The organism is Rhodococcus sp. NPDC059179 (assembly GCF_042754885.1).
In the GTDB taxonomy this organism is placed as follows: Bacteria; Actinomycetota; Actinomycetes; order Mycobacteriales; family Mycobacteriaceae; genus Rhodococcus_G.
Genome location: NZ_JBHZBV010000010.1, coordinates 51587 through 71800, shown reverse-complemented (window position 1 = coordinate 71800; position 20214 = coordinate 51587). Strand labels below are relative to the sequence as shown.

Below are 20214 nucleotides of genomic sequence, written 5' to 3'. Positions count from 1 at the left end.
CTCGCTCACCGGCCACAGGGACTCTTACCCGTCAGCTCACTTGAGCAGCGCGCGCGACATCACGACGCGCTGAATCTGGTTGGTGCCCTCGTAGATCTGGGTGATCTTGGCATCGCGCATCATCCGCTCGACCGGGAAGTCGGTGGTGTAGCCGGCGCCGCCGAACAGCTGTACGGCGTCGGTGGTCACCTCCATCGCGACGTCGGAGGCGAAGCACTTGGCTGCGGCGGAGATGAACCCGAGGTTCTTCTCGCCACGCTCGGCGCGGGCCGCCGAGGTGTAGACCATCAGTCGAGCGGCCTCGACCTTCATCGCCATGTCCGCGAGCATGAACTGCACGGCCTGGAAGTCGGCGATCGACTTGCCGAACTGCTTGCGGTCCTTGGTGTACGCGAGGGCGGCGTCGAGCGCGCCCTGCGCCAGTCCGACGGCCTGCGCGCCGATGGTCGGACGGGTGTGGTCCAGCGTCTGCAGCGCGGTCTTGAAGCCGGTGCCGGGCGCACCGATGATGCGGTCACCGGGGATGCGGCAGTTCTCGAAGTACAGCTCCGCGGTGGGCGAGCCCTTGATGCCGAGCTTCTTCTCCTTCGGTCCGACGACGAAGCCCTCGTCGTCCTTGTGGACCATGAAGGAGGAGATGCCGTTGGCGCCCTTGTCGGGATCCGTCACGGCCATGACGGTGTACCAGGTCGACTTGCCGCCGTTGGTGATCCAGCACTTGGACCCGTTGAGGATCCAGTCGTCGCCGTCCGCCTTGGCGCGGGTGCGCATGCTGGCGGCGTCGGAGCCCGCCTCCCGCTCGGACAGCGCGTAGGAGGCCATCGCCTCGCCTGCGGCGAGCGACGGGAGCACCTGCTGCTTGAGCTCCTCCGAGCCGTTCAGGATCAGGCCCATGGTGCCGAGCTTGTTCACGGCGGGGATCAGCGAGGACGAACCGCAGACGCGGGCCACCTCCTCGATCACGATGCAGGTGGCCACGGAATCGGCGCCCTGGCCGTCGTATGCCTCGGGGACGTGGATGGCGTTGAAGCCGGAGTTGACGAGCGCCTTGAGCGCCTCCTCGGGGAACCGGGAGTTCTCGTCGACGTCCTTCGCGTACGGCGCGATCTCCTTCTCCGACAGTGCGCGGATCGCGGCTCGCAGCTCGTCGTGCTCGTCAGCGAGCTTGAACAGGTCGAAGTCGGGGTTGCCAGCCATCTGGATGCTCCTCGTGAAAGTCTCGGGGCGCGGCACTCAGTGCCATTCACGGGTCATCATACCGCACGCATCCGACCCACGCCGGGGTACGACGTGCCACGTCGCGGCACCGAGTGCCACGACCTAGTTCTCCCCCTCGAGCCTGCGCCGGAGCAGCTCGGCCACCAGGCGCGGCGAGGTGCCACGCGGGAACACCGCCACCACCATCTCGCCGTCCGTGTCGGTGGCCGCCTCGCCGCCGTGACCGACGGGCGGCTCGCCGCCGTGACCGACGCCCCTCCGGATGTCGGCCAACGCCGCGCGCAGATCCTGGGAGGTGGTCTCGGCGCCGTCGCGCACCATCCGCCGCAGCAGGTAGTTGTGCGTGGCGGTCACCGACGCGGAGAACTGCACCATCGACAGATCCGGCTCGTCGGGCAGCGCGCGGCGCAGATAGTCGACGAACAATCGCTCGTACCGGAACCCGGTCACGATCTCCCGATCCCGCAGCGTGGGCACCTCGTGCACCACCGCATATCGCCGCTGCGCGATGTCGCGCCAGTGCGAGAACCGCTCGAACACCAGCATGGCCGCGTGACAGACCGCATCCCACGGATCGTCATGCTCGGCGGCGAGGTACTCCTGCGCCTGATCCAGCAGGATCTCGTGGTCGGCGAACACCACGTCTTCCTTCGACCGGAACTGCCGGAAGAAGGTCCGCCGTGAGATGCCCGCCGCCTCGGCTATCTCGTCGACGCTGGTCGCCTCGTAGCCCTTCTCGGCGAACAGCCGCAGCGCCTCCGACACCACCTGGAGCCGGAACCGGTCTGTGTCGTCGGGCATGAGCACAGCGTAAAGGCGCTACGCACCTGTGAGTACTTCTGGCCCGCACGAGGGCCAGAAGTACTCACAGGCGGCGAAGCCGCCTAGGACCAGTCCGCGAAGCCGGTCGGATCGTGCCTGCCCATGCTCGCGTGCTCGAACATGCCGGCCCCCGGCACCCCGTTGCAGGTGACGCTGGCCGGATACTCGTTGACGCCGTAGGGAATTCGTGCCGCGATCGCCGGATCGGTGAGGTCGTAGACCGATCGCGAGCTCCAGTTGCGACCCCGCCACTGCCCGTGCGTCCACTCCGGGTCGCCGCCATAGCCCGCGCCGACGTGCAGCGCGAGACCGTTGCGCGGGGTGACCTCGACGGTCAGCGGGCTGCCGTCGGCGGCCGTCAGATGCAGCGTGGCCGCGAACGGCCGACGGGTCCCGGAGTGGTACTTGATGTCGTAGCGCGGCCAGCCGAGCTGCTCGATCCGACCGTCGTTCCACACTCGGGTCGCATCGTTGAGCGTGCGGAAGCCGTCGGGATTCTCCTGGAGGATCACGATGATCGAGAACTCCTCGAATCGCAGCGGCACGTACATCCACCAGAAGCCCTCGGACGGCTCGTCGGCGAGCCGACCGGCGGGGTCCCCGTCGCCGACCGGGCGGATACCCCAGGACCGGTCCCGCGTGCCGATCCACCGATCCGGACTGACCACGACGTCCTCACCGTCGACCGCCAGCACGCCGCTCCACGTGCCGGTCTGCGCGAAGCGACACGCGTCCAGGGTCGGCCGGAACTTGCTCATCAGCAGGTGCGGCTGCTCCTCGACGGCGGGACCGGAGCCCTCCCAGGCGAGGTCGAACCCGAGGCCGCCCTCGCCGTCGCCCTCGCAGACCATCCGCAGCCTGCGCAGCGGCTCGAGCACCTCGATCCGATAGCCGCCGACCGCAAGGTTCATCGACCGCTGCTCGAGCGCATCGGAGAACTTGACCGCCCACTGCCGATCACCCTTGCGGACGGTGGCGAACGCGTCGGTGACGCCGAGGTTCGGGTACACACCGAACCCGCTCACCAGGAACAGCTCGCCCTCGGTGTCGATCGCGTTGAAGTAGGACCGGTCGTAGAAGTTCTTGTCACTGGAGGCGACCCGCGCCATCGACAGCGGCGTCTGGTGGATCGGGTATTCGTCAAGCGGCGCAGGCATGAGGACACTCCCGGGAGATTCGTTGCAACGTCAAACGTAATCAGGCAACGCAATCTAACCCGGTGGGTGCGCCCCGGTCAGCCGATTGACCGAACCTGCCTCAGTCCAACAACTTCGCGCGCAGCGCCGCGTCCTTCTCCAGCACCATCGACTCGAGCCCAGCCTGGAACTTCGCCATCGCGGCGCGCAGCGCCGGGTCCGAGGCGCCGAGGATCCGCGCCGCCAGCAGCCCGGCGTTGCGCGCGCCACCGATCGACACCGTCGCGACCGGCACACCGGCAGGCATCTGCACGATCGACAGCAACGAGTCCATTCCGTCGAGGTACTTGAGCGGCACCGGCACCCCGATCACCGGGAGCGGGGTGGCCGACGCGACCATGCCGGGCAGGTGCGCTGCCCCACCCGCGCCAGCGATGATCACCTTGATGCCGCGGTCGGCGGCGTCGCGTGCGTAATCGAGCATGCGCTGTGGGGTCCGGTGCGCCGAGACGACTCCGACCTCGAACCGGATCCCGAACTCGGCGAGGGCCTCCGCGGCCGCCTCCATCGTCGGCCAGTCCGAGTCGCTGCCCATGATCAGGCCGACTGCGGGCCCATTCGAATCACTCACCGTGTACATCCCATCCGTCGGTCCATTCCCCGTGCGACAGCCAGTGCGCCGCCCGCTCGGCGCGCTCGCGCACCGCCGCCACGTACGCCTCGTCCGCGATCGAACCCTGCGCGCCGCCGACCACGTTGACGTGCCCGATCTTGCGCGCCGGACGCTCACCCTTGTCGTAGAGGTGAACCTTCACGTCGGGCATCCGGGCGAACAGGTGATGCAGGCGCTCGTCCATGCTCATCTCCGGGACGGCGTCCGCGCCGAGCACGTTCGCCATCACCGTGACCGGCGCCGTCGGGCTGGTGTCGCCGAGCGGGTAGTCGAGAACCGCCCGCAGGTGCTGCTCGAACTGCGAGGTCCGCGCGCCGTCCTGGGTCCAGTGCCCCGAGTTGTGCGGGCGCATCGCCAGCTCGTTCACCACCAGCCGGCCGTCGGTGGTCTCGAACAGCTCCACGGCCATCGACCCGACCGCGCCGAGCTCCGAGGAGATGCGCAGCGCCAACTGCTCGGCCTGCATGGCGAGGGCATTGGACAGCTCCGGTGCGGGCGCGATCACCACGGCGCACTGCCCTTCGCGCTGCACCGTCTCGACCACCGGCCAGGTGGCACCCTGCCCGAACGACGACCGCGCGACCATCGCGGAGAGCTCGCGCCGCATCGACACCTTCTGCTCGACCATCAGGGCCACGCCCATGTCGAGCTGCTCGGTGACGATCGCCTCGGCCTCGTCGGAGTCGGCTGGCATCCACACGCCGCGCCCGTCGTAGCCACCGCGGACCGCCTTGATCACGACCTGCCAGTTGTGCTCGTCCCCGAAGCGGACGACGTCGCCCGGCCAGGTGACCTCCGCGAAGGCAGGCACGGGGGCTCCGAGCTCGGCCAGCCTGCGCCGCATCTTCAGCTTGTCCTGCGCGAAGATCAGCGCCCGCGGGGGCGGCTGGACGTTCACGCCCTCCGCGACGAGGACCTCGAGGTGCTCGGTCGGCACGTGTTCGTGGTCGAAGGTCAGCGCGCTGGAACCGACGGCGACCGCCCGGAGCGCGTCCAGGTCGGTGTGGCTGCCGAGCACGACGTCCGCGCACACCTTCGCCGCGGGCTCGTCGGGGCCGCCGGAGAGCACTCGCAGGCTCTGCCCGAGTTCGATCGCGGCCTGATGGGTCATCCGGGCGAGTTGCCCGCCGCCGATCATCGCGACCACCGGCAATCCGGCCTTCGGGCCGCGGGGGGTGCTGGGGCGGTGCTGGGATCCGGAATCGACGCTCACGGCAGTCAATGGTGTCATGGCAGCGTCCGAACCTGCGATCGGAGTGTCAGTTCGCCGGTTCGCTGTCCGCTTTCGTACACTCAGTCGTTGTGTCTTTAGTCGATCAGGCGGTCAGCCGCGTACCCCAGCCCTTCCGGGACGTGGTCCTCCGCCATCACGAGCTGATCAAGTTCGCGATCGTCGGCGGCACGACCATGGTCTTCGACCTCGCGATCTTCTACTCGCTGAGCCTGACCATCCTCGAACAGAAGCCCGTCGTCGCCAAGATCATCTCCGGCGTGATGGCCACGATCTTGAGCTACATCCTCAACCGCGAGTGGTCCTTCAAGAACCGCGGCGGCCGCGAACGCCATCACGAGGCGCTGCTGTTCTTCACCATCAGCGGCGTCGGCGTGCTGATCGCCGCGGCGCCGCTGTGGATCGCGAACAACGTCTTCGACATCCGCGAGAGTCAGGAGAACCTGACCACGCTGCTGTTCGTCGACTTCGTGCTCAACTACATCATCGGCAACCTGCTGCAGATGGTCTTCCGGTTCTGGGCCCTGCGGCGGTTCGCGTTCCCCGAGGAGAACGCCAGGGGCGCGGCAGGCGGCTCCACCGACTTCGATCCGACGCCGGAGGAACTCGCCGAGGAAGAGCTCGGCCACAGCTGAGGCGCCGAAGGCGCGCTAGCGGGGCTCCGCGTCCGGCGCGACAGGCAGGAACGCCGCGAACACCGCGGGACGCCTGCGCTGCAGGTCGAGGCGGCCGCCGTCCGCCTCGACCAGGGCACGGGCCAGTGCCAGACCGACGCCCGTCGAGCCGCCGCCGGAGAACCCGCGGTCGAAGATGTGCGGGGCCAGTACGTCGCTGACGCCCTCGCCATCGTCGGAGACCTCCACACAGACCATCGGCTCGTGTCCGGGCGCCCCCGGTACCGACCGGACCGACACGGTGCAGGCGCCACCGCCGTGCATCAACGCGTTGTCGACCAGCACGGACACGGCCTCGCGCAGCCGTGAGGACCTGGCCGTCGACATCACCGCCGGCTCGCCGCGCAGCACCAACGCGCGGCCGACGTCCTGATAGGGCCGCTGCCATTCGGAGACCACGGCGGCCAGCTCCCGCAGCACCACGATGGGTTCGGGGCCGCCGCCCGCCGTCCTGGACGTCCGCACCAGCTCGTCGATGGCCTCCGTCAGACGGTCCACCTGGGCCAGTGCCTCCGTCGCCTCGTCGACCACCGCCGGATCCGGGTGCCCGGACAGCTCGTCGAGCCGCAGCCGCACCGCGGTGAGCCGGCTGCGGAGCTGATGGGAGACGTCACCGACCAGCGCCCGCTCGCGCTGCAGCTGCCCCGAGATCTCGACGGTGACGGCATCGAGCACGTCCGACACGCGATCCAGTTCGGCGATGCCGTGCCTGCGCGGGTCCTTGCGGAAGTCGCCCTCCGCCAGCCTGGCCGCCCGGTCCGCGACGTCCCGAAGAGGATCGGCGAGCCGCCGGGCGGTCACCGACGCCACCGCCGCCCCCGCCCCGAGTGAGGCCAGCACGACCAGCGCCACCGCCCCGACCGCCTGGCGCTGCATCGACCGCATCCAATCCGACGACGCCTCGAGGCGCAGCGCACCGGACCGGCCCATCGACAGCGATTCGATCAAGGGGTTCTCGACCGTGGACTCGCCGATGTCGACCTGCACCTCGACGTCGCCGGGGATCGGGTAGATGACCGTGAGCTTGGCCCCGTCCGGGACCGCCAACCGGAGCGGTGCCGCGTCGAGGGCGCCGACGATCACCCCCTGCTCGCCCTCCTGCGAGACGATCTCCGCGGCCAGCCTGTCGAGCCTGTGCTGCATGTCTCCCCTGGCGAGGTCCTCCACCCACAACCAGGCGGTGTACATCAGCGGCAACCCAAGCAGGAGCGCGATGAGGATGACGACGGCCAGGATCGAGAGCAGGATTCGACGGCGCACGTCTGCGCCCGGCTAGGTGTTCAGCCGGAAGCCGACGCCCCGCACGGTCGCGATTCGCCGCTCGGCAACCGGACCCTCGTCGCCGATCTTCCGGCGCAGCCACGACATGTGCATGTCGAGGGTCTTGGATCCGCGCAGATCCGCATCGCCCCACACTTCCCGCAGGATGACATCGCGTGAGACGACTTCCCCCGCGTGGTCGAGCAAGACCTTGAGGAGCTCGTATTCCTTGTTCGCGAGGATGACCTCGGAGCCCCCGACGAGCACGCGCCGGGCGGCCGGTTCGAGCCGGATGTCACCCACCGCGATCGCGGTGTCCTCGGAGGCACCGCTGCGGCGCATCAGCGCCCGGACCCGGGCCATCAGCTCGGCCAACCGGAACGGCTTGCCCACGTAGTCGTCGGCGCCTGCGTCGAGGCCAACCACGAAGTCGACCTCATCGGTACGCGCCGTCAGCATCAGTACCGCGAGGTCCGAGCCGCCCGCGCGCAGTTGCCTGCACACCTCGAGCCCGTCCATCCCTGGCAGGCCGAGGTCGAGGACCAACAGATCGAACGACCCGCTCAACGCGAGCTCCAAGGTCCCCGGACCCGTCGGTTCGACGGTAACCGCGTAGCCCTCCCGGCCAAGGGCGCGGGAAAGCGGAGCGGCGATCGCCTCGTCGTCTTCGGCAAGCAATACGGCTGTCACCACCCCAGCCTACGGAGCGCCCACTCCGCGATCCGTCGGCGGACCGAAATCAAGATTCATCGCGTCGAATACCTGGTGATAGAGGAGCGAGTGCACTCGCTGCACGTCCGGGATGTCGTCGAACTCCAGCGGATCGTCCGCCGCCGAGGCGATCACCAGGGTGCCGGTCCGCAACATCCGGTCGACCAGCCCGTGTCGGAACTGCACGTTGCTGATCCGTCCCATCGGGATGTCGATCCCGGTGTGGGTGATCACGCCGTGCCGGATCAACACCCGGCGGTCGGTGACGATGAAATGGGTGAACTTCCAACTCAACAGCGGTCCGACGCACCGCCATCCGACGATCCCGACCCAGGCGACCGCCACCAGGATCAGCGCGACGGAACGTGCGGTCCCGTCGAGTCGATCCTGGGCGAGCCCGAGCGCGAACCCGGCGAGCGCCGTCGCCACGATGAACGTCACCGCGGGCAGCACCAGCATCTTCCAATGCGGGTGTCGATGCAGCAGTAGTTCCTCGTCCGAGGCGAGGGCGTCCTCCGGGTATCCCATGGCGGAATCGTATCGACTAGGCGCTGCCGCCGACCGCATCCTTGACCGCGGATTCGGCCTGCGAATGCAGCTTCTCGGCCTCCTTCGCGGCCTCCGCCTCGGCCGTCGCCAGCTCCTCCGCGGTCGGCGGCGAACCGGCGATCAGGGCGTTGGCCCACCGCGTCGACGGATCGATGTCCAGGAGCAGCGCCTTGACCAACAGGGTCATCGGGATGGCGAGCAGTGCGCCGAGCGGGCCGAGTACCCACCCCCAGAACACCAGCGCCAAGAAGGTCAGCGTCACCGACAACCCAACGGCGTCACCGACGAACTTCGGCTGGATCACCGACTGGATGATGACGTTGATGACGCTGTAGACCACGATCACCCAGAGCATCAGCATCGGACCGCCCTCCAACAGGGCGATCAGGGCGGGCGGGATCAACCCGACGACGAAGCCGACGTTCGGGATGTAGTTGGTGATGAAGGACAGCAGTCCCCACAGGATCGGCAGCGGGATGCCCATCGCCCACAGCGCGCCCGCGTCGATCACGGCGACGATGAGCCCGAACACCGTCGAGACGACGAGGTAGCTGCGGGTGCCGCTCGCGAAGGACGAGAAGGCGTAGGCGATATCGGGGCGCGAGTAGGCCACCGCACGCATCCGCTCACCGAACGAGCTTGCATCCATCGCCATGAAGATCAACAGCGCCAAGATGAAGAACAGGTTCGAGAACACGCCAAGCAGCCCGGCCAGGATGTCGTCGAGCAGCCCGACGACCTTGCCGAAGTCGATGTGGGAGAGCGCCTTGTCGACCTCTTCCGATCCGACGTTGAGCGTGGCGAGCCACCCCTGCACATCGGCGATCAGCGCGTTGGCCTTGTCGGCGTATTGCGGCAACAGCGTGGCCAACTGAGCCACCGACAAGGCCAGCGCCGCGACCAGACCGAACAGGATCAGGTTGACCGCGGTCAGGGACGCGAGCGCCGCGACCCATTTGGGGGCGCCCTTGCGCTGCAACCAGTCGCCCAGCGGCTGCACCGCGACCACCAACATCAGCGCCAGGAACACCGGCCCGACGATCCCGGCGAAGGCCCTGGTTCCCGCGATCGCGACCACCGCCGCCGCGAGGCCGAGCAGCACGATCAGACCGCGCGGCAGGGTCGAGGGCGGCACCGGGGAGGGTGGAGCGGACACGAGCGTCTTGGCGACAGACTGACTCACTGCCACACCGCGGCTCGATCGGCGACACCGGGGAGCAGGCCGAGAATCGGCAGCCCGATGGCGAGGTGGACCAGACTCGTGGCGATCTGGTCGCCGGTAGCCGCGTCGTAGGCGAACGGCAGGACCGCCAGCGCGAGGGTGACGAGTCCGACGATCCAGCCGAAGAAAGAATCACCACCCGGGGTGGTCAGCAACAGCACGTAGAGCAGCGCGGCGGCGATCAGCGCGCCGACGAATCCCAGGACGGCGAACCGGACCGCGACCGTCGTCTCGGGCAGCCAGGCAGGCGCGAGCGGCATCAGGTCGAAGACCCGCAAGACCACCGTGACCACCAGCGCGCTCAGCGCGGCGACCAGCGCCGCGGCGCCGGCGCCCGCCCAGAACTTGCCCGCCGCAATACCGCGCGTGCAGCCCGCGGGCGCCCCTGGGGTGCCGGGCATTGCCGGTCCTCCCGGATAGCTCGTCATCAGTGTCCCTTCCTGGATCGCACCGTCGTTCGCAGTGAGCCTCGCACCGACCGCGCCACGCACGCTTCACCCACCACGGATGAGGCAGGAACGCAGATCAGGACCCACACTGCTTGTCGAAGCACCACTCCCAGATATGAGAGAGGAACAGCTATGACGGCAAACCGCGCGGACAACAGCGTCAAGCAGGGATTCGCGGCAGGAGGCTCGATCGCGGCGGCGGTCCTGCTGCTGACCGTGGGCATCCTCCAGGTCTTCCAGGGGATCTCCGCGCTGGCCAAGGACAACGTCCTGGTCGTCGGGCCGGAGTACACCTGGCAGCTGGACACCACCAGCTGGGGCTGGATTCACCTGATCGTCGGCATCCTCATCGCGCTGACCGGCTTCGGCCTGCTCACCGGCGCGACCTGGGCGCGGATCGCGGCCATCTTCCTGGCGGCACTGTCGATCATCGCCAACTTCATGTGGCTGCCCTACTACCCGTGGTGGTCGATCCTGATCATCGCCCTCGACGTGGTCGTCATCTGGGCCATCGCGACGTGGGACAACGACTAGCCCCACTGCGGCAATCGAAATGAGGGTGCGGGCCCGTTGGCCCGCACCCTCATTCTTTTGTCATCCCCGCGTCATTCGTGCGGACGCAGGTGGGTGATGTCGCCCGCGGAAACCGCGACCGGCTCCCGCCCGCCGTCCGGGCTGATCACGATCCGGCCCTGCCCGTCGATCCCGCTCGCGGTGCCCACGAGTTCGCGGCCGCCCGGCAGTTCGGCACGAACGCGCTGCCCGATGGTGGCGCACCGCTCGCGGTATGCCACGGCGAGCGCCTTTGTGTCCCAACCATTCCGATGCCACCTCGACCATTCCGCGGCAAGCGCGCGCAGGAGGGCACGCACGACGGTGTCCCGATCGGTGGTCGCGGCGCCCGCCAGCGCGAGCGAGGTCGCGGTCGGCACCGGCAACTCCGCCTCCGTGAGGCTCACGTTCAGGCCGATGCCGAGCACCACCGACGGGACCGGCGCGGTCGAGGCGACCTCGGCGAGGATGCCCGCCACCTTGCTGCCGCCGATCAGCACGTCGTTCGGCCACTTCAGCGCGGCATCCACCTCGGCCACCGAGCGCAGCGCGTCGACGACGGCCACCCCCGCGAGCAGCGGGAGCCAGCCCAGGTCGGCGGGGTCGATCCCCGGCATCCGCAGCAACACCGAGACGGAGACCGACGACCGCGGCGGCGCCACCCAGGCGCGGGCGTGCCTGCCGCGACCGTGGTCCTGAAACTCCGAGATCAGCACCGCGCGGTCGAGGGCGGAGTCCGCCGCCCTCGCCAACAGGTCGGCGTTCGTCGAACCGGTCTCGGCGACCACGTCCAGAGTCGAATAGAAGGCGTCGGGGTCGCCACCGGTCCCGCGCACCAGCGCTTTGCGCAACGCATCGACGACGAGCGGGGGCCGGTTCAGATCGGTGTACATGCCGCTCAGCCTAGGACTCGGCCCGCGGCGACAGGGATCACAATTTCGTACTGGCCAGTAGCTTGGGTTCAATGATTGAACGCAACGTGACCTCGGTCAACGGGCCCTGAGACCGGCTGGATAAGCTCTGTCCCCATGACCAGTGTCCAGGAGCCCACTGCGCCAGAGGCGACAAACACCCCTGATATCCACACGACGGCCGGAAAGCTCGCCGACCTGCGCAGACGTCAGGAAGAGGCGAAGTACCCCAGCGGTGAAGCCGCCGTCGAGCGCGTGCACGCGAAGGGCAAGCTGACCGCCCGCGAGCGCATCACCGCGCTGCTCGACGAGGGCTCCTTCGTGGAGCTCGATGCCCTCGCACGGCACCGCAGTGTGAACTTCGGCCTCGCCGAGAACCGCCCGTTCGGCGACGGCGTGGTCACCGGCTACGGCACCATCGACGGTCGCGATGTCTGCGTCTTCTCCCAGGACGCCACCGTGTTCGGCGGCAGCCTCGGTGAGATCTACGGCGAGAAGATCGTCAAGGTCATGGACCTGGCCCTCAAGACCGGCCGGCCGCTGGTCGGCATCAACGAGGGTGCGGGCGCCCGCATCCAGGAGGGCGTGGTCTCGCTCGGCCTCTACGGCGAGATCTTCCACCGCAACGTGCAGGCCTCCGGCGTCATCCCGCAGATCTCGCTGATCATGGGTCCGGCCGCGGGCGGACACGTCTACTCCCCCGCGCTCACCGACTTCGTCGTGATGGTCGACCAGACCAGCCAGATGTTCGTCACCGGACCCGACGTGATCAAGACCGTCACCGGCGAGGACGTCACCATGGAAGACCTCGGTGGCGCGCACACCCACATGGTCAAGTCCGGCGTCGCCCACTACGTCGCCTCCGGCGAGCAGGACGCCCTCGACTACGTCAAGGACCTGCTCAGCTACCTGCCGAGCAACAACCAGGCCGCCGCGCCGCGCCTGGCCCCGTCCGATCCGATCGTCGGCTCGATCGAGGACTCGCTGACCGCCGAGGATCTCGAGCTCGACACCCTGATCCCGGACTCGGCGAACCAGCCGTACGACATGCACGAGGTCATCCGCCGCCTGCTCGACGACGACGAGTTCCTCGAGGTCCAGGCCGAGCGCGCCGCCAACATCATCGTCGGCTTCGGCCGCGTCGACGGCCGCAGCGTCGGCATCGTCGCGAACCAGCCGATGCAGTTCGCGGGCTGCCTCGACATCGACGCCTCCGAGAAGGCCGCCCGGTTCGTCCGCACCTGCGACGCCTTCAACGTCCCGATCATCACCCTGGTCGACGTGCCCGGCTTCCTGCCCGGCACGGAGCAGGAATACAACGGCATCATCCGCCGCGGCGCCAAGCTGCTCTACGCGTACGGCGAGGCCACGGTCGGCAAGATCACGGTCATCACCCGGAAGGCATACGGCGGCGCGTACGACGTCATGGGCTCCAAGCACATGGGCGCGGACCTGAACCTCGCGTGGCCGAGCGCGCAGATCGCGGTCATGGGTGCCTCCGGCGCCGTCGGCTTCGTCTACCGCAAGCAGCTCAAGGAGGCCGAGGCCACCGGCGCCGACGTCGACGCCCTGCGCCTGAAGCTGCAGAACGAGTACGAGGACACCCTGGTGAACCCGTACGTCGCGGCCGAGCGCGGCTACATCGACGCGGTCATCCCGCCGAGCCACACCCGCGGTCAGATCGTGGCGGCGCTTCGCCTGCTCGAACGCAAGCAGGTTTCCCTTCCGCCCAAGAAGCATGGGAACATCCCGCTATGACAGCGACGAGGGAAACGACACTCGAAGACGTCGAGGTGCTCTCCGCAGCCGCGGAGGCCGTGGACTCCGCTACGGTCGACATCGTGGCTGCCGACAGCGAAGGCTCTCAATTGCCGGTCATCAAGGTGGTCAAGGGCGCACCGACCGACGTCGAGGTGGCAGCACTCGTGACGGTCTTCGCCGCCGCCTCCGGCGCCGAGGAATCTCCGGCCGACACCCGTCCTGCCGAGCGCTGGGGCGACCCCGCAGGCATGCACCGGGGCGCTGCCCCCCTGTCCCCGTACGCGTACCCGAACCGTCGGTGACAACGCTCGTCCTGGCCTCGGCCTCGCCGGCACGGTTGACCGTGCTGCGCAAGGCCGGGGTCGAGCCATTTGTACTGGTCTCCGGCGTCGACGAGGACGCAGTCCAGGCGGGACTGGGGCCGTCGGCCACGCCGTCGCGGGTGGTCACCGAGCTCGCGCGGGCCAAGGCCACGGCAGTGCTCCAGGAGCTGCCGCCGGACGTCGCCGCGGACGCGGTGGTGATCGGCTGCGATTCGATGCTGCTGATCGACGGCACCCTCCAGGGCAAGCCGCACACCGCCGACATCGCCCGGTCCCGCTGGCGTTCGATGATGGGCCGCAGCGGCACCCTGCTCACCGGACACTGCGTGCTGCGGGTCCGCGACGGCGTGACCGTCGGCGAGGCGAGCGCGGACAGTGCCACCGTGGTGCACTTCGGGACCCCGTCCGGCGACGACCTCGAGGCCTATCTGGAATCGGGCGAACCGATGCAGGTCGCGGGCGCCTTCACCCTCGACGGCCTCGGCGGCTGGTTCATCGACCGGATCGAGGGCGATCCCTCGAGTGTGATCGGCATCGGGCTGCCGCTGGTGCGACGACTGCTCGGTGACGTCGGGATCGGCGTGTCCGAGCTGTGGGGGTCTCGCTAGCGTCCCCGGACCGCTCAGTCGGTACTGCGGCTCCGCCACGTCTAGAATCGACGGCGGACCTGCACCATCCGACACTGCCTCAGGAGATCCACAGTGCCCGTAGCGCCCGACCCCAACCCCTCCTTCGCGGCGTACGCCCATCCCGACCGACTGGTCACGTCCGAGTGGTTGGGCGCTCACATCGGGGCGCCGGGCGTCAAGATCGTCGAGTCGGACGAGGATGTGTTGCTCTACGACGTCGGCCACATCCCCGGCGCGGTGAAGATCGACTGGCACCTGGACCTCAACGATCCGGTTACCCGCGACTACATCGACGGCGAGGCCTTCGCGGAGCTGATGAGCCGCAAGGGCATCAGCCGTGACGACACCGTCGTGATCTACGGCGACAAGAGCAACTGGTGGGCGGCCTACGCGCTGTGGGTGTTCACCCTCTTCGGCCACGAGGACGTGCGCCTGCTCGACGGCGGACGGGATGCGTGGATCGCGGAGGACCGCGGCACCACCCTCGACGTGCCCGAGAACACTCCCACCTCGTACCCGGTGGTCGAGCGTGACGACGTCGCGATCCGCGCCTTCAAGGACGACGTCCTCGGGCACCTCGGCAAGGGACCGCTGATCGACGTGCGCTCGCCCCAGGAGTACACCGGTGAGCGCACCCACATGCCCGACTACCCGGAGGAGGGCGCGCTCCGCGGCGGCCACATCCCCACCGCCGCGTCGATCCCCTGGGCAAAGGCCGCGGCGCCGGACAGCCGATTCCGCACGCGGGCTGAGCTGGAGGAGATCTACGGGGCCTACGCGCCGACCGACGACGTGGTGGCGTACTGCCGGATCGGCGAGCGGTCGAGCCACACCTGGTTCGTGCTCACGCACCTGCTCGGCTTCGAGAACGTCCGCAACTACGACGGCTCCTGGACCGAATGGGGCAACGCGGTGCGGGTCCCGATCGCCAAGGGCGACCAGCCCGGAGAGGTCCCCGTTTCCGCATGAGCCTGCCCGATCCGCTCGCCGAGATCGTCGATGACTTCGCGGCCGTCGACGGCCAGCAGAAGCTGCAGTTGCTGCTCGAGTTCAGCCGCGAACTGCCCGATCTGCCCGCCGAGCTCGAACAGGCGGCGATGGAGCCGGTACCGGAGTGCCAGTCGCCGCTGTTCCTCTCGGTCGACGCCACCGATCGGGAGCACGTGCGCCTGCACTTCAGTGCTCCGCCCGAGGCGCCGACCACGAGGGGCTTCGCGTCGATCCTGCATCAGGGCCTCGACGGACAGAGCGCCAAGGCGATTCTCGATGTCCCCGCCGACTTCTATTCGGCGCTTGGCCTCGCGGAGGCGGTGAGCCCGCTCCGACTTCGTGGCATGTCCGCGATGCTGACCCGGATCAAGCGGCACCTCACGGTCTGATCGAAACCTGCACACTGCCCCGCCCGCCGGTAGACTTCCCGGCGGGCGGGGCAGCGTCGCCCTACCCATCCGTCAGCACACCACTCGCAAGAATTGGATGCTGCCAATGGAATTCACCGAACTCGTCGATTACCCCATCTCCGCGGGCACCCTCACCGAGTGGCTCCCGTCCGCGCCCTTCGACGCCGGATCGTCACCGTGGTTCGACGATCCGAGGCCCGTGTCGTACGTCCACGAGGCCCGACTTCGCGAGGCAGCCGGCACCACGGTGCCCGAACACGGATCGTGGCTCGGCACGGCCTTCGAGATCGCCGGACCGCTCGACGCCGCCGCCATCGAGCGCGCACTGAACGAGTGGATCGACCGGCACGAGGCGCTGCGAAGTCACGTGGGCATCAGTCCGACCACCGGCGCGGTGAGCCGTCACACCATCGCCGAGGGTCGGGTCCGGGTCACGGCCCACAGCCACGGCTTCCGCACCAGCGGCGCCGAGAACTTCGCGACGCTGGCCGGCCTGTTCGACGGCTGCACTTCCCCGCTGTCCTGGCCCTCCTATGCCTTCGCCACCTTGGTGCCGCCTGGCCCGGACAGTCGTTTCACGGTGTTCCTCGCCGCCGACCACGCGATCATCGACGGACTGTCGATCGTGATCGTCGCGCAGGAGATCGAGGCGCTGTACCGGCAGGCCCGCGACGGCGTCGACGCCGACCTGTTCCCGGTGGGCAGCTACGTGGATTTCGGGGCACGCGAACGCGACGTCGCCGCCGAATTGGACCCAGGACACCCCGTGGTCGAGTTGTGGCGGTCCGCGCTCGACAGCGGCGGCGGCTCGCTGCCCGAGTTCCCGCTCGATCTCGGCCCCGCGGAGCCCTGGCCCGTGCCGCAGAGCGGGGTGTCCACCTGGGCGCTCGACGCGGACGGCGCGGACGCGTTCACGTTGGCCTGCCGAAAACTCGGGCACAGCTTCTTCGCCGGCACCCTCGCGTGCCTCGGCATCGTCGGCGCCGAACTGGCAGGCGAACCGCGGTTCGAGGCGGTCACCCCGATGCACACCAGGAACGATCCGCAGTTGGCGGCCTCGGTCGGCTGGTACGTGGGGCTCGGCCCGATCTGCTTCGACGTGCGCGGCGCCCAGTCGTTCGGCGAACTGGCAGCGCGGGCCCAGGAGCAGATCGCCGCGGCCAAGCCCGCCGCCCGGTTCCCATACGAGCGGGTCAGCGAGGTGCTCACCACCGCAGCCCGACCGCGATTCGTCGTTTCCTACATGGACCTGCGTTTTGTGCCCGCGGCGACGGAATGGCAGGAATGGAACGCGCGGGCGTTGCGGAGCAAGCAGTACGAGCACGACGTGCACATCTGGGTCAACCGCACGCCACGGGGGGTGAACATCGCCGCCAGGTACCCCGACACCGCCGAAGCGGCCGCCAACGTGCACCGCTATCTCGGCCGGCTCCGGATCCTGATGGAGGAGGTCGTCGGCACCGGTACCTGCACGCTCGCGGAGAGCATCACCCGGTGACCCAAAGAATTACTGGTCAGTAGCGTTTGCTGTGGCCCGAGGGCCACGGGGTCGAAACCGCTATCCGATTACATCGGTCCGCGGGGCGGTGCTTACACTCCGATGTGATGCCCGTAACCACCCCGCCGGGTAGACCCCCGGTTTGGGGATCGAACAGCGGGTACCCCTTGCGACAAACAGGAGGCTCAGTGCCCAGTCATGCCAGCGCGCACATCACCAAGGTGCTCGTCGCCAACCGCGGCGAGATCGCCGTGCGGGTGATCAGGGCGGCAGCGGACGCAGGCCTGGCCAGCGTCGCCGTGTACGCCGAGCCGGATGCCGACGCGCCCTTCGTGCGCCTTGCCGACGAGGCGTTCGCCCTCGGCGGTCAGACGTCCGCCGAGTCGTACCTCGTGTTCGACAAGATCCTCGACGCCGCGAAGCGTTCCGGCGCCGACGCGATCCACCCCGGATACGGCTTCCTCTCCGAGAACGCCGACTTCGCTCAGGCCGTCATCGACGCGAACCTGATCTGGATCGGCCCGTCGCCGCAGTCCATCCGCGACCTGGGCGACAAGGTCACCGCCCGGCACATCGCCGAGCGCGCGAAGGCGCCGATGGCCGCGGGCACCAAGGACCCGGTCAAGAACGCCGATGAGGTCGTCGAGTTCGCCAAGCAGTACGGCGTCCCGGTCGCGATCAAGGCCGCCTTCGGTGGCGGTGGCCGCGGCATGAAGGTCGCCCACACCATCGAGGAGATCCCCGAGCTCTTCGACTCCGCCACCCGCGAGGCGATCGCCGCCTTCGGCCGCGGCGAGTGCTTCGTCGAGCAGTACCTCGACAAGGCCCGCCACGTCGAGGCCCAGGTCATCGCCGACCAGCACGGCAATGTCATCGTCGCGGGCACCCGCGACTGCTCGCTGCAGCGCCGCTTCCAGAAGCTGGTCGAGGAGGCCCCCGCGCCGTTCCTCACCGACGACCAGCGCGCCCGCATCCACTCCAGCTCCAAGGCCATCTGCAAGGAGGCCGGCTACTACGGCGCCGGCACCGTGGAGTTCCTCGTGCAGGGCGACACCGTCTCGTTCCTCGAGGTCAACACCCGCCTGCAGGTCGAGCACCCGGTCACCGAGGAGACCGCGGGGATCGACCTCGTGCTCCAGCAGTTCAAGATCGCCAACGGCGAGGAGCTGGAGTTCACCGAGGATCCGACGCCGCGCGGCCACTCCTTCGAGTTCCGCATCAACGGTGAGGACGCGGGCCGCGGCTTCCTGCCCGCCCCCGGACCGGTCACCAAGTTCGTTCCGCCGACCGGCCCCGGCGTCCGCATGGACTCCGGCGTCGAGTCCGGCTCCGTCATCGGCGGCCAGTTCGACTCGATGCTGGCCAAGCTGATCGTCACCGGCGCCACCCGCGACCAGGCGCTCGCCCGCGCCCGCCGCGCGCTGGCCGAGTTCCAGGTCGAGGGCCTCGCGACGGTCATCCCGTTCCACCGCGCCATCGTCGAGGACCCCGCGTTCATCGGCAACGGCGAGAGCTTCGACGTCTACACCAAGTGGATCGAGAACGAGTGGAAGAACTCCGTCGAGCCGTTCACCGCCGGTGAGGCGCTCGACGAGGACGAGGCGCTGCCGCGCCAGTCCGTCGTGGTCGAGGTCGGCGGACGCCGCGTCGAGGTGTCGCTGCCCGGGCAGTTCTCGCTCGGTGGCGGCGGATCGGCCAACGGTGCCACCCGCAAGAAGCCGAAGCCGCGCAAGCGTGGCGGCGGCGCGGGCGGCGCAGCGTCCGGTGACGCCGTGACCGCCCCCATGCAGGGCACCGTCGTCAAGGTCGCCGTCGAGGAGGGCCAGGAGGTCGCCGAGGGCGATCTGATCGCCGTGCTCGAGGCCATGAAGATGGAGAACCCCGTCAACGCGCACAAGGCCGGCATCGTGACCGGTCTGGCCGTCGAGCCGGGCGCCGCCATCACCCAGGGCACCGTGCTCGCTGAGCTCAAGTAACACAGCACTTCCGCTCGAACGCCCCCGATCGCTCAGGCGATCGGGGGCGTTCGGCTCTCCACGGGACGAGGATCAGAACTGATGGAACCGATCGAGGTCAACGCGGGCGCCTGGTACCTGCGTGCACTGCGCGCCGACGAGCGGGTCGACGACCGGCCCGCGCTCGCCGACGGCGGGATCGCCGACCCGGATTACGTCGCCACCCGCACCGCGCAATGGGCGGCGGACGAGCACTATTCGTGGGCGGTGTGCCAACCGAACACGGGCGAGCTGCTCGCCGAGGTGGGCCTGACGCTCGACGGTGCCCGGGCCGTCCTGGTCGGCTGGGCCCGGACCGGGCACGAAGATGCGCTGGGCACCGCGACGGCCGTCATCCGCCGGTTCGCCGAGGGTGCGCTGGAGTTGACCGTTACGTGAGCAGCTTCGCGCGCAGCGCATCGCGGTCCGCGGCCGCGAGCCCGAGACCGTCCTCGAAGTACCCCTCGACGCCGCCGAACCCGGAGCGGACCTGCTCGAGCGCGGCCTCGAGATAGGCCCTGCGGACGCCGAGGATCGGCAGCAGGATGTCGGGATTGCCGCCCGCGGCCCGGAACCTCTCGAAGACCGGCTCGAAGGCGGGCAGCAGCTGCTCGTTGGTGAGCAGGTAGTCGGCGAACGCGTCCTCCTCGCTGACCCCGAGGAACAGCAGCAGCGACGCGGTCGCCCAGCCGGTCCGGTCCTTACCCGTGGTGCAGTGGATCAGCGCCGGAGTGCTCTCCGCCCGAGCCAGGTCGGTGAACAGCGCGCGATAGGACCTGACCGCGCTGGGCAGGGTGACGAAGTCGCCGTAGCTCTTGAGCAGGTACTCGTTGGTGTCGCCGGTCCCGAGCAGTCGCTCCGCCAGTTCCGGGTCGGTGAGGATCTGCTGCATCATCGCCGGGGCCGCGCTCGGGTCGGTGTCCGCGAGCACGTCCAGCGCGACCTCCTTCGCACCGGTCGGGATCCGGTCGGGCAGCAACTCCCGCTCGGCCACGGTGCGCAGGTCGAAGACCGTGGTGATCCCTAGCGCCTCCAGCGCGGCGGCGTCGCCGTCGACGACCCGGCCCAGGTCGGTGGAGCGGTAGATGACGCCCGTCCGAACCCGGGCGCCGTCCGCCGTCGCATAGCCACCGATGTCGCGCAGGTTGGGCACAGAGGCGATGGGAATGCTGGCGCCGACCGTGGAAGGAGTGCTCATATC

At 69.0% G+C, this 20214-nt stretch carries 22 protein-coding genes; 10 read left to right on the top strand and 12 right to left on the bottom strand.

Features of this window, described 5'->3' with window-relative positions:
• Nucleotides 1–36: 36 nt before the first annotated feature.
• The 5 genes from ACFXMV_RS18000 to ACFXMV_RS17980 all read right to left on the bottom strand — a co-directional run bounded on the left by ACFXMV_RS18000 (nt 37) and on the right by ACFXMV_RS17980 (nt 5080).
• Complete coding sequence (locus tag ACFXMV_RS18000; RefSeq protein ID WP_378500898.1) at nt 37–1197, bottom strand: acyl-CoA dehydrogenase; 1161 nt, start codon at nt 1195–1197, stop codon at nt 37–39.
• Between the two features lie 123 nt (nt 1198–1320).
• Complete coding sequence (locus ACFXMV_RS17995; RefSeq protein ID WP_378500899.1) at nt 1321–2019, bottom strand: TetR family transcriptional regulator; 699 nt, start codon at nt 2017–2019, stop codon at nt 1321–1323.
• 83 nt (nt 2020–2102) lie between these two features.
• The gene (locus tag ACFXMV_RS17990) at nt 2103–3197 is read right to left on the bottom strand and encodes a hypothetical protein (RefSeq protein WP_378500900.1); all 1095 of its coding nucleotides are present in this window, start codon (nt 3195–3197) and stop codon (nt 2103–2105) included.
• A 100-nt stretch (nt 3198–3297) separates the two neighbouring features.
• Nucleotides 3298–3816, bottom strand: coding sequence for a 5-(carboxyamino)imidazole ribonucleotide mutase (gene purE, locus ACFXMV_RS17985; protein WP_378500901.1), 519 nt, complete (start codon nt 3814–3816; stop codon nt 3298–3300).
• On the bottom strand, nt 3800–5080 hold the full coding sequence (locus ACFXMV_RS17980; protein WP_378500902.1) for a 5-(carboxyamino)imidazole ribonucleotide synthase: 1281 nt from the start codon (nt 5078–5080) through the stop codon (nt 3800–3802). The genes purE and ACFXMV_RS17980 overlap by 17 nt, the downstream gene beginning before the upstream one ends.
• A gap of 71 nt (nt 5081–5151) precedes the next feature.
• Here ACFXMV_RS17980 and ACFXMV_RS17975 point away from each other — a divergent pair, with 71 nt between their 5' ends.
• Nucleotides 5152–5715, top strand: a complete 564-nt coding sequence (locus ACFXMV_RS17975; protein WP_378500903.1) for a GtrA family protein — start codon at nt 5152–5154, stop codon at nt 5713–5715.
• Between the two features lie 15 nt (nt 5716–5730).
• Here the strand turns inward: ACFXMV_RS17975 and ACFXMV_RS17970 are convergent, their stop codons facing one another.
• The 5 genes from ACFXMV_RS17970 to ACFXMV_RS17950 are packed head-to-tail and all read right to left on the bottom strand — an operon-like array spanning nt 5731 to nt 9897.
• On the bottom strand, nt 5731–7014 hold the full coding sequence (locus ACFXMV_RS17970; protein ID WP_378503115.1) for a sensor histidine kinase: 1284 nt from the start codon (nt 7012–7014) through the stop codon (nt 5731–5733).
• 12 nt (nt 7015–7026) lie between these two features.
• On the bottom strand, nt 7027–7704 hold the full coding sequence (locus ACFXMV_RS17965) for a response regulator transcription factor (protein ID WP_378499306.1): 678 nt from the start codon (nt 7702–7704) through the stop codon (nt 7027–7029).
• 9 nt (nt 7705–7713) lie between these two features.
• A complete protein-coding gene (locus ACFXMV_RS17960; protein ID WP_378499307.1) occupies nt 7714–8253 on the bottom strand; it encodes a PH domain-containing protein in 540 nt (179 codons plus the stop codon).
• A gap of 16 nt (nt 8254–8269) precedes the next feature.
• Nucleotides 8270–9457 (bottom strand): AI-2E family transporter, encoded by a 1188-nt coding sequence (locus tag ACFXMV_RS17955; RefSeq protein ID WP_378499308.1) that lies wholly within the window; start codon nt 9455–9457, stop codon nt 8270–8272.
• Entirely contained in the window at nt 9454–9897 is a 444-nt protein-coding gene (locus ACFXMV_RS17950) for a DUF6069 family protein (protein ID WP_378499309.1), read from the bottom strand. Before ACFXMV_RS17950 ends, ACFXMV_RS17955 begins: the two co-directional genes overlap by 4 nt.
• 180 nt (nt 9898–10077) lie before the next feature.
• On the opposite strand from ACFXMV_RS17950, the gene ACFXMV_RS17945 reads away from it, so the two are divergent.
• Nucleotides 10078–10479 (top strand): hypothetical protein, encoded by a 402-nt coding sequence (locus ACFXMV_RS17945; protein WP_378499310.1) that lies wholly within the window; start codon nt 10078–10080, stop codon nt 10477–10479.
• Between the two features lie 71 nt (nt 10480–10550).
• Here ACFXMV_RS17945 and ACFXMV_RS17940 read toward each other — a convergent pair whose 3' ends face one another.
• Nucleotides 10551–11390 (bottom strand): biotin--[acetyl-CoA-carboxylase] ligase, encoded by an 840-nt coding sequence (locus tag ACFXMV_RS17940; RefSeq protein WP_378499311.1) that lies wholly within the window; start codon nt 11388–11390, stop codon nt 10551–10553.
• A gap of 135 nt (nt 11391–11525) precedes the next feature.
• On the opposite strand from ACFXMV_RS17940, the gene ACFXMV_RS17935 reads away from it, so the two are divergent.
• The 8 genes from ACFXMV_RS17935 to ACFXMV_RS17900 all read left to right on the top strand — a co-directional run bounded on the left by ACFXMV_RS17935 (nt 11526) and on the right by ACFXMV_RS17900 (nt 19412).
• Nucleotides 11526–13166: an acyl-CoA carboxylase subunit beta gene (locus ACFXMV_RS17935; protein WP_378503114.1), complete on the top strand. Its 1641-nt coding sequence runs from the start codon at nt 11526–11528 to the stop codon at nt 13164–13166.
• Nucleotides 13163–13471: an acyl-CoA carboxylase subunit epsilon gene (locus ACFXMV_RS17930; protein WP_378499313.1), complete on the top strand. Its 309-nt coding sequence runs from the start codon at nt 13163–13165 to the stop codon at nt 13469–13471. Before ACFXMV_RS17935 ends, ACFXMV_RS17930 begins: the two co-directional genes overlap by 4 nt.
• On the top strand, nt 13468–14100 hold the full coding sequence (locus ACFXMV_RS17925) for a Maf family protein (protein WP_378499314.1): 633 nt from the start codon (nt 13468–13470) through the stop codon (nt 14098–14100). Before ACFXMV_RS17930 ends, ACFXMV_RS17925 begins: the two co-directional genes overlap by 4 nt.
• Before the next feature lie 93 nt (nt 14101–14193).
• Nucleotides 14194–15090 (top strand): sulfurtransferase, encoded by an 897-nt coding sequence (locus tag ACFXMV_RS17920; RefSeq protein ID WP_378499315.1) that lies wholly within the window; start codon nt 14194–14196, stop codon nt 15088–15090.
• The gene (locus ACFXMV_RS17915; RefSeq protein ID WP_378499316.1) at nt 15087–15500 is read left to right on the top strand and encodes a SufE family protein; all 414 of its coding nucleotides are present in this window, start codon (nt 15087–15089) and stop codon (nt 15498–15500) included. The genes ACFXMV_RS17920 and ACFXMV_RS17915 overlap by 4 nt, the downstream gene beginning before the upstream one ends.
• A 106-nt stretch (nt 15501–15606) precedes the next feature.
• Nucleotides 15607–17019 (top strand): condensation domain-containing protein, encoded by a 1413-nt coding sequence (locus ACFXMV_RS17910; RefSeq protein WP_378499317.1) that lies wholly within the window; start codon nt 15607–15609, stop codon nt 17017–17019.
• A gap of 188 nt (nt 17020–17207) precedes the next feature.
• Complete coding sequence (locus tag ACFXMV_RS17905; protein ID WP_378499318.1) at nt 17208–18995, top strand: acetyl/propionyl/methylcrotonyl-CoA carboxylase subunit alpha; 1788 nt, start codon at nt 17208–17210, stop codon at nt 18993–18995.
• 81 nt (nt 18996–19076) lie between these two features.
• Nucleotides 19077–19412, top strand: coding sequence for a hypothetical protein (locus tag ACFXMV_RS17900; RefSeq protein ID WP_378500978.1), 336 nt, complete (start codon nt 19077–19079; stop codon nt 19410–19412).
• Here the strand turns inward: ACFXMV_RS17900 and ACFXMV_RS17895 are convergent.
• On the bottom strand, nt 19405–20211 hold the full coding sequence (locus ACFXMV_RS17895; RefSeq protein ID WP_378500977.1) for a tyrosine-protein phosphatase: 807 nt from the start codon (nt 20209–20211) through the stop codon (nt 19405–19407). The two genes, ACFXMV_RS17900 and ACFXMV_RS17895, sit on opposite strands and share 8 nt — an antisense overlap.
• Between the last annotated feature and the right edge of the window lie 3 nt (nt 20212–20214).

What these genes read in the sequence shown, in the direction of transcription:
- ACFXMV_RS18000 (WP_378500898.1), bottom strand. Translation starts at nt 1,197, where the DNA reads ATGGCTGGCAACCCCGACTTCGACCTGTTCAAGCTCGCTGACGAGCAC.
- ACFXMV_RS17995 (WP_378500899.1), bottom strand. Translation starts at nt 2,019, where the DNA reads ATGCCCGACGACACAGACCGGTTCCGGCTCCAGGTGGTGTCGGAGGCG.
- ACFXMV_RS17990 (WP_378500900.1), bottom strand. Translation starts at nt 3,197, where the DNA reads ATGCCTGCGCCGCTTGACGAATACCCGATCCACCAGACGCCGCTGTCG.
- purE (WP_378500901.1), bottom strand. Translation starts at nt 3,816, where the DNA reads ATGTACACGGTGAGTGATTCGAATGGGCCCGCAGTCGGCCTGATCATG.
- ACFXMV_RS17980 (WP_378500902.1), bottom strand. Translation starts at nt 5,080, where the DNA reads ATGACACCATTGACTGCCGTGAGCGTCGATTCCGGATCCCAGCACCGC.
- ACFXMV_RS17960 (WP_378499307.1), bottom strand. Translation starts at nt 8,253, where the DNA reads ATGGGATACCCGGAGGACGCCCTCGCCTCGGACGAGGAACTACTGCTG.
- ACFXMV_RS17950 (WP_378499309.1), bottom strand. Translation starts at nt 9,897, where the DNA reads ATGCCCGGCACCCCAGGGGCGCCCGCGGGCTGCACGCGCGGTATTGCG.
- ACFXMV_RS17945 (WP_378499310.1), top strand. Translation starts at nt 10,078, where the DNA reads ATGACGGCAAACCGCGCGGACAACAGCGTCAAGCAGGGATTCGCGGCA.
- ACFXMV_RS17940 (WP_378499311.1), bottom strand. Translation starts at nt 11,390, where the DNA reads ATGTACACCGATCTGAACCGGCCCCCGCTCGTCGTCGATGCGTTGCGC.
- ACFXMV_RS17935 (WP_378503114.1), top strand. Translation starts at nt 11,526, where the DNA reads ATGACCAGTGTCCAGGAGCCCACTGCGCCAGAGGCGACAAACACCCCT.
- ACFXMV_RS17930 (WP_378499313.1), top strand. Translation starts at nt 13,163, where the DNA reads ATGACAGCGACGAGGGAAACGACACTCGAAGACGTCGAGGTGCTCTCC.
- ACFXMV_RS17915 (WP_378499316.1), top strand. Translation starts at nt 15,087, where the DNA reads ATGAGCCTGCCCGATCCGCTCGCCGAGATCGTCGATGACTTCGCGGCC.
- ACFXMV_RS17910 (WP_378499317.1), top strand. Translation starts at nt 15,607, where the DNA reads ATGGAATTCACCGAACTCGTCGATTACCCCATCTCCGCGGGCACCCTC.
- ACFXMV_RS17900 (WP_378500978.1), top strand. Translation starts at nt 19,077, where the DNA reads ATGGAACCGATCGAGGTCAACGCGGGCGCCTGGTACCTGCGTGCACTG.
- ACFXMV_RS17895 (WP_378500977.1), bottom strand. Translation starts at nt 20,211, where the DNA reads ATGAGCACTCCTTCCACGGTCGGCGCCAGCATTCCCATCGCCTCTGTG.